Source organism: candidate division WOR-3 bacterium (assembly GCA_029858255.1).
GTDB lineage: Bacteria > Hydrothermota > Tepidihabitantia > SM23-42 > SM23-42 > SM23-42.
Window position 1 is genome coordinate 22180 of the sequence record JAOUFJ010000023.1, and the last position, 15623, is coordinate 37802.

The 15623-nt window shown below is 47.4% G+C and carries 11 protein-coding genes; 4 read left to right on the forward strand and 7 right to left on the reverse strand.

Annotated elements, in window-relative coordinates; all coding sequences use genetic code 11:
• Positions 1-10 precede the first annotated feature (10 nt).
• Positions 11-2371, reverse strand: a complete 2361-nt coding sequence (locus OEV79_09430; GenBank protein ID MDH4211650.1) for a glycyl radical protein — start codon at positions 2369-2371, stop codon at positions 11-13.
• Positions 2368-3195: a glycyl-radical enzyme activating protein gene (locus OEV79_09435; GenBank protein ID MDH4211651.1), complete on the reverse strand. Its 828-nt coding sequence runs from the start codon at positions 3193-3195 to the stop codon at positions 2368-2370. Before OEV79_09435 ends, OEV79_09430 begins: the two co-directional genes overlap by 4 nt.
• 127 nt (positions 3196-3322) lie before the next feature.
• On the opposite strand from OEV79_09435, the gene OEV79_09440 reads away from it, so the two are divergent.
• Both OEV79_09440 and OEV79_09445 read left to right on the forward strand, forming a co-directional pair.
• Positions 3323-3769: a rhodanese-like domain-containing protein gene (locus OEV79_09440; protein MDH4211652.1), complete on the forward strand. Its 447-nt coding sequence runs from the start codon at positions 3323-3325 to the stop codon at positions 3767-3769.
• Between the two features lie 121 nt (positions 3770-3890).
• Positions 3891-4256, forward strand: coding sequence for a DUF2769 domain-containing protein (locus OEV79_09445; GenBank protein ID MDH4211653.1), 366 nt, complete (start codon positions 3891-3893; stop codon positions 4254-4256).
• 85 nt (positions 4257-4341) lie between these two features.
• Here OEV79_09445 and OEV79_09450 read toward each other — a convergent pair whose 3' ends face one another.
• From OEV79_09450 to OEV79_09460, 3 genes are all read right to left on the reverse strand, one after another.
• Positions 4342-5604 carry a YCF48-related protein gene (locus OEV79_09450; protein ID MDH4211654.1) on the reverse strand — a complete coding sequence of 421 codons (1263 nt, stop codon included), beginning with the start codon at positions 5602-5604 and terminating at the stop codon, positions 4342-4344.
• Between the two features lie 200 nt (positions 5605-5804).
• A complete protein-coding gene (locus OEV79_09455) occupies positions 5805-6233 on the reverse strand; it encodes an SgcJ/EcaC family oxidoreductase (GenBank protein MDH4211655.1) in 429 nt (142 codons plus the stop codon).
• Positions 6234-6361: 128 nt separating this feature from the next.
• Entirely contained in the window at positions 6362-7780 is a 1419-nt protein-coding gene (locus OEV79_09460) for an aminotransferase class I/II-fold pyridoxal phosphate-dependent enzyme (GenBank protein ID MDH4211656.1), read from the reverse strand.
• Positions 7781-8084: 304 nt separating this feature from the next.
• Between OEV79_09460 and OEV79_09465 the strand changes: the two genes are divergently transcribed.
• On the forward strand, positions 8085-10763 hold the full coding sequence (locus OEV79_09465) for a T9SS type A sorting domain-containing protein (protein MDH4211657.1): 2679 nt from the start codon (positions 8085-8087) through the stop codon (positions 10761-10763).
• An 89-nt stretch (positions 10764-10852) separates the two neighbouring features.
• On the opposite strand, the gene OEV79_09470 is transcribed toward OEV79_09465, so the two are convergent.
• Positions 10853-12718 (reverse strand): aspartyl protease family protein, encoded by a 1866-nt coding sequence (locus OEV79_09470; protein ID MDH4211658.1) that lies wholly within the window; start codon positions 12716-12718, stop codon positions 10853-10855.
• A gap of 107 nt (positions 12719-12825) precedes the next feature.
• Positions 12826-13410, reverse strand: coding sequence for a helix-turn-helix domain-containing protein (locus OEV79_09475; GenBank protein MDH4211659.1), 585 nt, complete (start codon positions 13408-13410; stop codon positions 12826-12828).
• Between the two features lie 483 nt (positions 13411-13893).
• On the opposite strand from OEV79_09475, the gene OEV79_09480 reads away from it, so the two are divergent.
• Positions 13894-15522 (forward strand): alpha/beta hydrolase-fold protein, encoded by a 1629-nt coding sequence (locus OEV79_09480; protein ID MDH4211660.1) that lies wholly within the window; start codon positions 13894-13896, stop codon positions 15520-15522.
• Positions 15523-15623 lie beyond the last annotated feature (101 nt).

Consider the following 15623-nt stretch of genomic DNA (forward strand, 5'->3'; position numbering starts at 1 on the left):
TCCGCGAGGGTTACCGTCCGTGCTCGGTCCGCCGGATTATTTCATCCTGAAGGTCTTTGCCTAAATCGACAAAATAGTCACTATATCCCGCCACCCTAACGATGAGATCACGATACTTCTCCGGATCTTTTTGAGCTTTCTTCAGCGTCTCGGTGGTGACGACATTGAATTGAATATGATGACCGTTCATACTGAAATAAGCACGTATCAACGCTGCAAGGTTTTTCAATCCCTCCGCGTCTGCGAGTAATTGCGGTGTGAATTTCTGGTTGAGCAGCGTTCCGCCGGTTCGGATATGGTCGATTTTCGCCGCGGATTTGATGACCGATGTGGGCCCGTTCTTATCCGTACCCTGCACCGGAGAAATACCCTCGGAAAGCGGGGTGCACGCTCTGCGGCCATCGGGTGTTGCACCGACCTTGCTCCCGAAATAAACATGTACGGTCGTTGGTAAAAGATTGATCCTGAAATGTCCACCTTTCGTATTGGGCCTGCCATCGACCGACTCGAAGAAGATATCGAAAACCCGTTTCATGATCGAATCTGCATAGTCATCGTCATTTCCGTATTTGGGAGTATCATCCCATAATTTTCCACGAACCAAATCAAAACCCTTGAAATCATTACGCAGTGCAGTCAACAACCTGCGCATGCTGATATCTTTCTTGTCGAACACATGGAACTTGATCGCGGTCAGTGAATCAGTGATGCTTCCCAGTCCTACACCTTGAATATAAGAAGTATTATAGCGAGCACCGCCATTATGGTAGTCTTTACCTTCGGCAATACAATCGTCGATCACTGTCGACAAGAATACGGCTGGCATGTACTTCGCGTATATACGCTCGATGATAAGATTAGCCTTTATCTTGATATCAATGAAATGATCCAGCTGCTTTCTGTACGCCGAGAATAACCCATCAAACGTTTTGAACCGTACTGGATCGCCAGTGTGCAATCCAAGTTTTTTGCCGGTCAACGGGTCTTTACCATTATTGAGCGTGATCTCAAGAATTTTGACGAGGTTGAAGTAACCAGTTAGAATATAACTCTCCTTGCCAAAAGCGCCGGTCTCTACACACCCGCTTGCGCCGCCATTACGCGCGTCAACGACCGATTTCCCCTGCCTGAGTAATTCCTGAACTATCTCATCAGCATTGAAAATCGACGGTTGCCCGAATCCGGTTCTGACTATCTTGAGTGCCCGTTCCAAAAACTTGTCTGGACTCTTGTGGCTCACCTGTAACATGGAACTCGGCTGCAATATTCGCATTTCTTCAATAACATCAAGGATTAGATATGACAGCTCGTTCACACCGTTGGACCCGTCTGGTTTCAAACCTCCCAAATTGATCAAGCAGAAATCAGTATAGGTATTGCTTTCTTGCGCCGTCACACCAACCTTGGGCGGGGCGGGCTGATTATTGAATTTGATCCAGAATGCCTGGAGCAACTCACGTGCCCGTTCTTTGGTCAGTATCCCGGACGCAATATCTCTCTTGTAGAAAGGATACAGATGTTGGTCTAACCTTCCCGGGTTGAACGAATCCCAGGTATTGAATTCGGTGATCACTCCAAGGTGAACGAACCAGTAGTACTGCAGCGCTTCCCAAAAAGTACGCGGCGCATGACCCGGTACCCAGTCACACATCCCTGCCATTTCCTTCAGCTCCTTCCTTCGGGCCAGCGATCTGGTCTTTTTGCTTAACTGCCCGAGCCTCCATGCATGGCGGTGTGCAAACTCCATCAAAGCATCAATAGCAACGGACATCGCTCTGAGTTCTTCACGTTTGTCAAATGCCTCGGCATCATTATAGAAATCCAGTGCAAGAATTCCTTCCCGGATTCTGACCTTGAAATCCAAGAACCCATACCTGTATATCTTGTCGTCGAGAACCGTGTGACCAGGAGCTCGCTGCTCCATAAATTCCGTAAAAACTCCTGCCGCGTAAGCTTGCTGCCAGTCTTTATCGGTCTCTTGAAAAATATGTTCCCGTATTGAACGACCTCGCCAAAACGGAATTATGCGCTCCTCATAGATATCCCGCGTGCGCTTACTGACGCGGAATGCGACTTTTTCCCGTGAATCCAGAATATCAAGATCATCAAGACTGTGAATGCATATCTCTGGGTATGTAGGTGTCGCGCGCGGCGCAGGACCCCTCTCACCTACGATGAGTTCACCGTCGTCAATGAATATTTTCTTATGCCTCAGTATATACTCAAAAGCAAGCGCCCTCGCAACCGGTATTGAAACCCGTTCCGCATTACCCTTCTCATAAAATTCAGTGATCAGGCAGGCGCGCTCAGCCGACACATACGGTTTGATGTTCAGACTCTTATCCCTGAGCTTCGCTATTCTCTCATTCACTCCATACCCCTTATCCTGATCTGTAAACCATAATCCTTGAATCTCTTGCCAATTGCACGCAGAGCATTGTTCGATGGTGGCGCTAAATCTTTAAGTGAATATTTTTTTCCCATTCTTCTATATTTGTCCTTGCAGAGATAATTATACGGCAATATATGTAAAGTATCAACATGCTTTAAATCCCTCAAAAATGAACCGATGGCCCGCACGTTATCAGGTTTGTCGGTGATGCCCGGAATCAATGGAAAGCGAATCACAATTGGCGCGCCTCCCATGGCGAGTTTCTGGAGGTTTTTGAGAATCAACTCAGTACCCACGCCGGTATGTTTTTTGTGTTCACTATCGTCCATCAGCTTGAGGTCGTAGAGGAAAAGATCAGTATATCTAATGATGTGCTTGAATGTCGACCAGGGTGCCTGCCCTGATGTGTCTACTACCGTATGTATACCTTGTTTCTTGCATTCCCTCAGAAGGCAGAGCAGAAAATCCGGCTGCATGAGAGGCTCACCGCCTGAAAAAGTCACACCGCCTCCTGAATGTTCGTAGAAAATCGCATCCTTCTTTACCTCGGACATGACCTGTTCAACCGTGACTTCATGTCCGATGGTATTCTTGTCTTTGGCAAAGAAAATGCTTGAATATTTACGCCCCTGCACATCGTTGACTATTTCGGGCTCTTTTTTCTGACTCTCCGGGTTCTGGCACCACAAACACGTGAGTGGACAGCCTTTCAGGAAAACGGTCGTCCTGATGCCTGGTCCGTCGTGTATTGCGTATTTGATGATATCGAAGACGATTCCGACAGAACGGTTCCCGCGCGGCATTTGATATTATCGACATTTTAAAGGCTATGTCAATTATCCCACGATTTTCTGGATGTTGACAACGTAAGGAAAATGACTATGCTATAGGGCGTAGGTAATCCAAATTAAAGAAAATAAAGGGGGTACAATGAAATTAGCAGCAATTATGTTGGCGATTCTTGTCTTGCCAGCACTTATGACTGCCCAGTGTACGGGCAAATGCGACGAATCGTGCTTGAAAAACGCGGCCGACACGTTCGTGAAATCCGTTCCCAATAACGAAATGTTCTTGATGTCAATCGAAACACTTGCTGAAATGGTTGACGGCGGTCAGACCGACTACGTTATCCTGGACATCAGACCGCCGCAGCACTACGCGGCCGGTCATATTGAAGGCGCAATTAACATACCTCTCCCTATGCTTGTCGAGAAAATGCAATCTGCCCCAACTGACAAAAAGGTCGCGGTAGTATGTTCACTGGATACTAATTCCGCTTTCGGTGTTGCGGTCCTCCGTATGCACGGACGCAATGCGTGGATAGTTGAAGGTGGCGTATACGCCTGGGAAGGATTGGATCGCAAGTTAGTTAAGTAAGTCAGTAATTGTCTCGCACAATAAAAGGTCGTACCGATCGAACTCGGTACGACTTTTTTCGTAGATTACTACTTGACTTCACTCGAACACAAGTTATAATCTTACAGTAATAGGAGGATGTATGACAAGGAGAGATTTTATCAAATCCCCGGCAACTGGCACTGTAGCTTTTTTCGCTGGACTAATAGATTTTGGTTGCGGCATGAAAGAGACCCCAAAAGAAAAGACAACACAATCCGAAATGACCGAAGAACAGAAACGTGAATATGTACTTGCCAATTGTATCTGCGGCAAGTGTCCGAGTTGGGAAGAATGCGGAGAAAAGGGAGGATTCTGCCTTATAGGCAAGAGTACCTGCATCAAGGAGAAAAAAGGTTGCATCTGTCCTGACTGTCCCGTTACAGCAAAGATGGGATTGAAGTACGGATACTATTGCATTGAAGGAAGTGCAAAATCGCTGATGGAAGCAGAAGCTAAGACAGGCTGAGATTCAGTACCACTGAAAGAAAGAGTAGGCCATAAGACGATTGGCCTCCTTACTAAAAAACAATCCGAACAGCAGAAACGAAGATTTATTTCAACAACACGCACATCTTCGTTCGTGTGGCAGCACCGGTGTTCAACCGGTAAAAATACACTCCATTAGGCAGGTTTCTTCCGTCAAACGTAATACTGTGCTGACCAACGGGCATTTGCCTGTCAACAAGTTTAGCCACCTCTTGTCCGATTAAATCATAAACCGCCAGTCTCACATATGCCGCCTGCGGTATGTTGAAACGTATTGAAGTCACACTACTGAAAGGATTTGGGTTATTCTGCGCCAGGATGACATCAGTGCTTAGCTCCTCGAAATCACCGGACTCTTCAACACCAGTGCCGCCGGTCGTCGTGTGGATGATAGTGCCATCATAGCCGACTGCCCAGCCTAAATCCGCATCGAGAAAGAAAAACCCGTATAGATAGTTTGCTGTCCCGGCATCCTGCATGACCCACGTGGCCCCGCCGTCCGTCGTGTGCAGAATCGCCGCGTGCGTGTTGTCACCACCAGAAATCCAGCCGGTCAGAGCATCGACGAATTGAATATGACTGAAATGATACAGAGTACCCAGGTACAAGGAATCCCATGTCGAACCACCGTCGATCGTCCTTACCACTAATCCGTTGACGCCGACCGCCCATGCCGTATCCGGGGTAACAGCGCTTACGCTCGAAAATTCGCGTATGGTTCCAGATGTCTGCGGGGTCCAGTTTCCTCCTCCATCAGTCGTACTGAATATCGCTCCTGCCTCACCGACTGCATAGCCTATATTTGAATCGAAGAAATGTATGCCGTGGAGCGGATATTCATCATTCTCATACAACTGCGTATTCCAGGTAGCTCCTCCATTACTCGTGTAAAGTACATAGCGCGTTGGGTCCGGGCCGGGAAAGCCTTCGGGCCTGCCACCAGCAATCCAGCCGTGATCCTCGTCTATGAAATGCATATCCCACAGATAACCGTTCACCGTCGAATTCTGATCAACCCAAGTAGTCCCAGCATCGGTAGTATATCTTATCTGCCCAAAATTCCCCACTGCCCAGCCTTCCTGTGTGCTGACGAAATGTATTGCATAGTAGTTGACAGACGGTGTTGGCTCGAGATCGACCCAATTGGCACCGCCGTCAGTTGTATGGAAAATGCTGTTAGTGATACTTGCTATCCATCCGTTTTGACCATCGGCGAAATGAATATCAAAAAGTGGTTTGTTCGTGCCCGAATTCTGCTGGTTCCAACCCCAGGCAAACGCCAGTACACTTAATATTAATAGAAAAACAATATACTTCTGAAAAATCATCGAGAACCTCCAATCGACCCCTATCGATATTCGAGTCATCATCAATCTATATTTTGGACAATCAACAGTATCATTTGTTTACATACGATTTGCAGAAGTTAAACGATAGCAATTCAAATTTTACAGAATAGCACTAAATCTTGGGCTATTTTACGCATCTCATCTATAATTTGGCAAACTGAACCGGGCTTTCTGACCGATCATGCCGCAGAAATTTGTTCACTCCAGATTCTTGATGCTCGGATCCGCCATCCCTCTTCTGTTTTCAGCAGGATACCAGCAGCAGTATGTCTCCTCAGAATTTTCTCTTGACCCTGCGCATCAAGTGTCATGATATCTGTCGTAGTGTCCAGCAATACTACATCATGAGTCAGTACATGAATTTCTTTAGCTGTAGTTTTATGTTTTATTTCTGGCGCCATTTCAGAGAAAATTTTAGTGTAGGCTCTAGTTACCTCGTCTCTGCCTTGCATGCGCATATTGAGGGTGATAAAATGCATATCGCCATCCATCGTGAAGAAGGTACTGAACAACTTGGCATCGCGTGCGTTCCACGCTTTATCAAAGTCATTAGCAAGCGTACGGATAGTCTGGATCTCTTCATCACCGATACAATTTGATTCTATCATTCTTTCTCCTATGTTATTTACAAATAAACCCACGTACTAGAAAAAAGATATACTTAACAGTACGGAATACAGCACCAAAAATATGCCGAATATTGTAGCAATCGAATGGACAGTGAGAAAGAATATTTCTATCGTATCAAAGTGACCCGGGTGCCTGTCGCAAACTCCCCCTGCATGAGATTGATTATATACAATCCAGATGCTACAGTTCTTCCATGAACATCCCTACCGTCCCAAACAATATCGTGCAATCCTGGTGCCATGACCCCATTGAGCAAAGACTGAACCATTCTGCCAGCAGCGTCATATATTGCCAGGCGTACCCTCTCAGTACCTGAAGTTGAGATTTGAATGGTACACTGCCGCGTGAAGGGATTGGGATGCACCCGGCTAAGACCAAACGTCGGCGGTCCGTCTTTTAGAAAATTCTGTCCTAATATTTCCTGGAGTGCATTGATGAATCCATACATCTCATCTACCGTACCGGTGGAGACGCGAATATGCCTCGGCATACCCCAACCCACGCGCACTTGATAACCTCTATTAGCGAGCTGCGAAGCAACAGAAGTTGCGCTCATTCCGGTATCAAACATCATGAAATTGGTCTCAGACGGAATGTACTCGAGCTGCAGCGCAGTTAACCCGTTCATCAAAATTTCTTTTGCATGATCATTGAGACTGACCGTATTGTCGACATGATCGATATCGTCAAGAGACGCGATTGCCGCCGCTTGCCCCAACCTGCTTACCATTCCAATATTCTGGGAGGATTGTATCATCGAGGTGTACCCGCCCGACGCTACTGAATATCCGATACGCACACCCGCTAAACCATACGCCTTCGAGAACGTTCGTATCACTATCATGGGAAATCCTCCAGTAACGTAACGGATGCAACTCTCATAGTAAGGTGAATGTATGTAATGATGATAGGCTTCGTCGACGACGACAATGACTCCTGGTGGAAGCGAGTTCATGAAAATCCTCATATCCTGCATGGTAAAAATCGTGCCCTGAGGATTGTTCGGGTTCACCAAAGAAATGAGCTTGGTGTTCTCTGTTATTGCAGCCTTAATGATATTCAAATCTATCACATAACGCTCATTTACCGGCACATGTACAACCGATGCACCGTTAGCCGTGGCTTCCGAAGCCATCTGCGAGTAGGTTGGCGTTGCTGTTACCATCTCATCTCCCGGATACAGGAAGGTATCTGCGACCAGACGGATCAGCTCGGTCGCGCCAGTCCCTGCGCAGATCATGTTCGAACTCACATTATGATGCTCGGCAATCCTCGCTTCCAGTGTCGAGCTAAACCAATCAGGATAACGATGGCCTTCATATGCCGCTTCTCTCATGGCCTCGAGAGCCAGGTGTGATGGTCCTAAAGGATTTTCATTGTAGCAGAGGCGGCCAAATGTGTCTTCAGATTCTGTGAATTCAAACGGGTTTGCCTTTACACGACCGACACCGGGCAAGTAGACGAAGCTCAAGCCAGCAGCTGATGCTTGCAGGAACTCCCTTCGCGACATCTTGTTCTTGCCCATAATAATGCCTCCAGTGATGCAATTTTATGCAACTGTTATCATCCAAGCAACAGGGAAAATGGCCATGCCCAAAGCCATACCCTTTCGCTATATTATAGGAGCCTGCAGGAACATGTCAATGGTAGAAATGAATCGACCAGACACTAGACCAGTTGGACGCTAAAACATAGTGACTTGCCATCACCCACAATTGATATATAATAATACAAGAATAAAAACATGATATTTGGCAGAAATGCGACTTTTTTGTGATTTTGCTGTGACAATCCCATTTAGCATACTAGTGGAGAAATGGGAGGTAGAGATGAAAAATATTAGCAGACAAGTACATTGTGTCATGATAGTCATCTTCGCAGCTGCCATGTTACATGCTACCCAATCCATAACAAAATCCCAGGTGGGATCATTCTGGACGGAAGATGCTTTTCTCTTCGACACGACCGTGATGTACACACAAGCACGTGGTAATCAAAGGTGGTCTTCAGCCGCTTTTGACGGAACCAACTATCTCGTCGTTTGGCATGATTCACGCTTCTACCCTCAGCACGATGTTTTCTGTGCAAGAATAGATCCCGAGGGTCATCTTCTCGATTCTGCCGGCATACATGTTGCGACCATCACTTTTGATAACCTCCAGTACTACTGCAATGCAACACCTGCAGTCGCCTACAACGGGACAAACTATCTTGTAGTCTATCAGGACCGCCGTAGTTCCGTGGAAACGGATATCTACGGTGCCCGTGTTACACCTTCGGGCAATGTCCTCGATCCTGACGGTATCCCGATCTCAACTGCGCAGGGATATCAATGGCATCCTTGCGTTGCATCCAATGGCTTCGATTTTCTTGTTGTGTGGCAAGACCTGCGCACGGGAACGCCGGACATATATGGCGCACGGGTTGACCATAACGGCATTGTTCTTGAACCAGACGGCATCGCGGTCAGCAGTGCACCACGAAGTCAGGAGTTCCCTTCGGTTGCTTCCGATGGAACAGATTACTTCGCCGTATGGCACGACGCACGAGACAGTACAAACACGCAATATGATATATATGGAGCCAGGATAACTGCAGATGGAATCCTACTCGATACGAACAGTGTTGCGATCTTCGTAGATACAGGCCAGCAGACTGAACCGTCGATCGTTTCTGACGGTACGGACTACTTCATTGTATGGGAGGACTGGCGCGCGCAGGTGCTGGCCATCATGGGTGCGCGCGTGGACAGTCTGGCCAACGTACTTGACCCAAACGGTATCAGTATTTCCGGTATGCCGTCAATGATGGAATGGCACCCCTCGTTGGCGTTCAATGGCACTGACTATCTGGTTGTCTGGGCTGATGACCGCAATGGAATAGATCCCGATATCTATGGCGCACGCGTAAACCAAAGTGGTATTCTTATGGATACACTGAACATACCCATTTCGGTGACCAATGGGATGAAATGGATGCCTTGTGTGACAACTGACGACGATAACTTTCTCGTTGCCTGGGATGATGAGCGCGATTTCCCTTCGGGCGATGTATACGGAAGCCGGGTGAGTGCTACAGGTTCCGTGCTCGACCCTGTAGGCCTCAATATCACCACCTCTGCAGTATTCCATGTCGAGCCCGGCGTCGCGTACTGCGGCGAGAATTTCCTCGCCGCATGGGCTGACGTCCGGAGCGGACTTTATCTATCCGATATCTACGGGGCTCGTGTGGACGCAACCGGTATGGTTCTCGATTCGCCCGGCTTTGCGATCTGTACAGCGCAATTCGGACAGTATTCTCCATATATTGCCTTCGACGGGACGAACTATTGCTCAATCTGGACCCATAACATTGGCGGTGCGTGGAGTGTCAAGGGCGCGCGCATCTCGCCGGCAGGTACGGTCCTGGATCCAGCCTACATCAGTGTTTCATCCGCGGGCAATGCTATGTCGCCGCAAATAGCATCGCACGGCAATGGCTTTTTCACGGTATGGGTCGATTACCGGAATAGCTACACCAGCCCTGATATATATGGTGCGCGTATCGCCTCGGCAGGCTATGTTCTTGACCCTGCAGGGTTTGCAATTTCAAATCTCGGTGGGCTCGAATATCGACCTGCGGTATGCTTCGGCGAAGTCCACTATCTGGTGGCGTGGGAAGACACGCGCAACGGACTGAAGGACATCTATTGCACAAGGATCGATACGAGCGGAAACATCCTCGATCCCGGTGGTATTGCTGTGACGAACGATGCTGAATTACAGGACAATACAGCGATGGCATTTAGCGGTACAAATTACCTTCTCGTCTGGCAGGACAAAAGAAATGGTGATTACGACATATACGGCGCGCGTGTCGCACAAAGCGGTGCTGTACTCGATCCCACGGGCATTGCCATATCGACTGCACCCAACGATCAGATCAACCCTTCAGTCGTTTTTGATGGCGTTGACTACATCGTAGTATGGGAAGATCGCCGAGAACTCCCTTCCGACATCTATGGAGCGACAATAGATACGAGCGGTGCCGTGATCGACAGCTTCGTAGCCATCGCGCAACCAGGACCTCAAAGCAATCCCAAGCTCAGCCACGGCCCAGGCGCCAAAACACTCCTGACTTACAGCGGGTGGACCGAATATATCAATGCACATCCGGCAAACGCCCTGCGTATATGGGGCAAATTCCATCCGGAACTGGGAATCACTGAGCACGATGGGGAGACGCAAGCAACTTCCTTACTCAGTTTTTCGCCCAATCCGTTCACCGGGCTGGCCACGGTCAGCTTCAGCATCGGGCAAAATGCAGAGCGCATAGGGTTGAAAATCTATGATATTGCTGGACGATTAGTGAAAGTTCTGTATGACGCCATGCCCCATGCACCATGCGCTATGCAGATTAGCTGGGATGGTACGGACCAGTCTAATCGAGAATTACCCAGCGGCGTCTATTTTGTCCATGTCACATCAGGCGATGACAGCGCAGTGGAGAAAGTACTGCTGGTGAGATAGAAAATTACTGGCGGGGGAGTTAGGCCTCTCCCCCGCCATTGCGTCTTCCAGGTATTGATGAAGGTTTATTCAGGTAACGAATATCCTTTTCAAAGAAGATCTTTTAATGTCAATTTTTTCACAAGAGACTTATCTCCACGTAATATTTCGATCGTATAAGTTGTCCCCGCATCTGCTCTCATCAGTTCACGGAGCGCGATAACACCATCGTAGTACTGGACACCGATTCCGTTTACGGATTTGATGATATCGCCTTTCTGAAAACCAGCATCTTCTGCTGGCGTACCAGGTGAGATAAATACCACTTCAACATCATTTTCATCGTTATAATAGAATTGCAGCCCGCTCTTTGGCCTCGGCAATTCCACCCCGAAATCATTGCCTTTTTCCAGTATCACTCGTTGACCATTGTAATCCAAATATAGCACAAAGTTGCTCAAGAATGAGTTGCCGATGTTCCCTATGACAGTCTCAGATGCAAACACGCCTGTCCCTTCTTCGTGGGGGGTGCCAATCCACGGATCTTTAATAACAAATCCACCGACCTCGACCGTCTTGAATTTTGATATCCTGCTGGTAGTGAAACCTGCCGCGTCGCCGGCCATTATGTCAAAACCAGATCTATCCAGCAGACCATGTTCTTCTGCATAAGGATAGTGAAAATCAAGGTCAGGCGCTCCTATGTCCAATGTCCACTTGCCCGCATACTTGCCATCAACCGTGACTTGAAGATTCAACATATTGCTCTGTAACGGCGAGTCAAAAACCTTACCTTTGCCGGTGTACTTAAATTTCGCGGGATGATAAAAGGAGATCGTCTGCTTGGCGTAATCTATTTTCGTTACAAATCGCGAGAGAAAATCATAACCAAGGATACCTACCACATCCAGCCCGAGAGCCTTCTTAAACAGGTGACGGAAATTGAAAGCAACCACCTTCTGCTGATTGAACAGGATTCCGCCAACTGAATACGCCGGTATGGTGACAAAATATAAATCGACGATGCCCGAGGCACCCCGCCCTTTTATCGGGCCTTCAAACGCCAAGCCTGCTTCCGCGGCGAAGCTCGAATCGATGACGTTGACCGATGCGCCGCAATCGAGCACCCAGAGCCGCTCCTTGCCCATGATGTTAACAGGCAGATAGATATGATTCTCAATGAATTCAACTGGAGCATTCTCTGCACTGATACCGTTTGCGAAAACAAAATCCTCGACATCCTCTGCCGGTGGTTCAAAGAGAGCAGCGTCCAAACCGACGCCGAACCTGTACGTGGAATACTCAACCGAAACTGTTTCGTCAGTTGGAAGTTGTCTAATGACTTCCCGGAATGGAAAAACAAGGCCATTGACTCTACGAAAATCAGAATATGAAATATGCACTTCGTTATCGGGTTTTAGGATCATCGTTTTCAGAAGATAGAAGTTGGATCTATCGTAGAAATTCATCTGAATATCTTCGTTTATCTTATTCGTCATCTTCAGCACGTAGCAATCACTGCCCTCCAGTTTCTCGACACCTTCGAATGTCAATGTGAAGTATTCTGATCCGGGGTTCAAGTATTCGTATTCCTCCATCAGTCTTCTGACCTCACGTTCTTTTAAGGTATGCTCATCTCTTCTGATCAACACTTTTCCGTTCGCGTCAACATGCCAGCTTACTTCACCATCATCCCCTGACACTTCACTCACTACCTTGAGATCTGTTTCCTGTCTCAATTTCAGCGGACGTTCGCTCCACTCCTTGAATGTACCCTCAAGACCAGCACCTAGGTTGACGATAGTACCTTCTTTGTACATTGTCTTTAGTGCCTTTAAGTTGTTCAGACCTCCAACTGCCTCAAAATGTTTTTCGAGGATCTGATAAGGGTCGGACAGTTTTGTCTGACTGTACACTGGTGCTGCAAAAGCGGACAAAACTAGCATGATTGCTGATGCCAATATTCGAAAACGCATGATTACCTCCTTTCACCAAGATATGTTACCACCCTTTCAACGGGCAGCATATTGTAGGGATCCAGAATATCAATATCCTTAACATCTGTTATGTACTCAAACATCGACTACCTCCTTTTTTTCTTCTTGGTCAATGGATAGAAAACCAACACGAGTCTGTATTCTACATCTCCCTTCTTGTCCTCTGCAGCCTCGAATTCATCGAGCATCTTATGGATTTTTTCCTGCATTTTCTTCAAGTTAGCAGGTGTTGTGCGGATATGCTTGCGTGCAAGGCTGACTTCGACTTGCTTTTTCTCCGGACAGATCAGTTTTTCTGAAATACTCTCGTTGATCTCCCGCATTGTATTCTCGAGCATCGTAGTGAACATGGCCCGGAATTCACCGATTGCCTTTTTGCCGTTTTTCATCATCTCAAATAGGCTGCTATCGACCGAGAAGCGCTTCGCAACGGTACGGTAGTACTTCTCAAGAGTGCCGCGTTTCTTCTGGGTCTTTACGAGTTTGATCAGACCAACGCGTTCTAGCGCTTCCACATGGTGATAGAGTTTCGTGGGCTTCTGTCCGATGACCTCTGCCGCCTGCTTTGCCGTCCTGGGCTTGTCGGCGAATACCTCAACGAGCCTCGCCCGCAACGGATGGGCAAAGACCTTAATCTGTTCAAGATCTTTAAGCATCACCGTATCTCTCATCCTTCCTCCTTTACTGGGACAGGCTACTTTTCAGTACTCCAAATTCTTACTTCGCCATTCAGGACACTTAACTCTGATTCCAGAGGGATTGAACATACCGTGCCAAGAAAAGTTGCCTGTCCCCATTATTCAACAACATGTTAATATTCATATTATTTTGAATATTCAATTATATTGTAATAAAAATTTGCGATTTGTCAAGGGGTAAAATGAAGGAAAACAGATATTGACATATCGCATATAAAAGTTATAATAAAGTAGAAGTGCATGATTAAGAAGGACTGTAAAGCCGGAGTGTAAATTGAAGAAGTCAGTCACCTTGTCCATTCTACCGCACAGGAATATTCACATTCACGTAAATGCAGTCTAAGAAAGGAGGTGCACGTCACAAAACTCAACTTTTGTATAATGTAAGCGATTGACAGCATGTCTAAAGTGGTAGGATAACCGTAGAAATACTAGTATATACATGGGAGGTGTAGAATGAAAAGGGTCCTTTCAGCCCTCGTAGTATGTATATGTTTCACCAATGCGGCATATGCTGCAGGTACTGTATATGAAACGACTTTCTATAGTCCATCATTAGCCAGAGAGTGTTCGGTGCAAATATATCTCCCAGATGGCTATGATCCTATGGGAAGCACCCAATATCCAGTTGTATACTTTTTACACGGAGCGCTTGATAACCACATGGGTTACTCATTCATTCTCGACATATTCGACATAATGATTGCAGGGCAAATAATCGAACCGGTAATTGTCGTTAAGCCGGACGGACGCAGCACACCATATGTTGTCAGCTGGTCCACAAATTCAATACTCAATGGACTATATGAGGATTACCTCGTCAATGACCTCGTGGATTTCGTTGAAACGAACTACAATGCAATACCACAGTCGGAATACCGCTATATCATGGGACACTCGGCAGGAGGTTACGGTGCAATGACCCTGGGTCTCAAGCATCCTGATGTATATTCGCGACTTGCCGCTCACAGCGGTGTACTGGAATTCAACGTGCTGATCGTGGCCGCCCTTCCCGCACTTCTGGCAGAATACCCTCTGGGACCACCCTACATCTGGAACCCCTTTGCCGGATTCTTTTCAGGCGTATTCTTCTCACTGGGAGCAGCATTCTCACCCAATTTCCTCAATCCACCTTTTTACGTCGATCTCCCCCTCGATGAAAATGCACAAATAATTGAACCCATATGGCAACTATGGCTTCAGCACAACCCACCCTCATATGCCGCAGGGTTACCGCCAAATACAGAACTGGGGATATACTTCGATTGTGGTACCATGGATGAGATGGGCTGCTATCCTCAGAATGTAGTCTTCGCAGACATCCTTTCACAACTCAATATCGACCATGAGTTCCAGGAATACGTTGGCGATCACTCCTCGGTACTACCCGAACGCTTTCCTATCAGTATCGCATTTCTAGTCGGTCTCAAGGCACATGTTTACTTCCAACCTACGATCCTGAACCTTGGCAGCGCTGGCACCTGGATCACCTGCCACATCGGGCTGCCAGGTGATTATCTGATCACTGACATCGACCCGTACTCGGTCGTGCTCAATGAGATCAATGGAATCGCTCTTGACCCGCCGTTGTACCGGGAAGGACCGATCGAGATCTGCGAGTACCGCGGCGAATTGTGCCTGATGGCAAAATTCAACCGCCAAGATGTGATCGAGCATCTATATACAGCAGGAATCACCGGCAAGCAAACGGTCGAACTCGTCGTCGCCGGCGAACTCACCAATGGTATCCCCTTCCATGATATTGGTGCGCTCAACGTAACCGGCACTGCTGGACCGCAGGGCAATGAAATGGCCTACAAGACAGGCGGGATCCTGTACAAATGCATACCGAACCCCTTCTCCACCACGACCGCGATTCTATACGAAATTCCCAGTGAAACACATGTAAGCGTCACCATCTACAATGCCGTCGGCCAGCGTGTCGCGACCCTGGTCGATGCTACACAGGAAGCAGGCTCTTATTCTGTATCCTGGGAAGGCAAGAATCTCCCGAATGGTGTCTACCTCTGCACAATGGAAACCGATGGATGTACCGAAACACAGAAAATACTGCTTATGAAATAAAACAATGGGGACAGGCACCTCTACTCTAAAAGGTGCCTGTCCCCGTTTACGTAATCTCTAACAAAACACCGTCCCCCCGGGATGTTCAAATATGACTATTG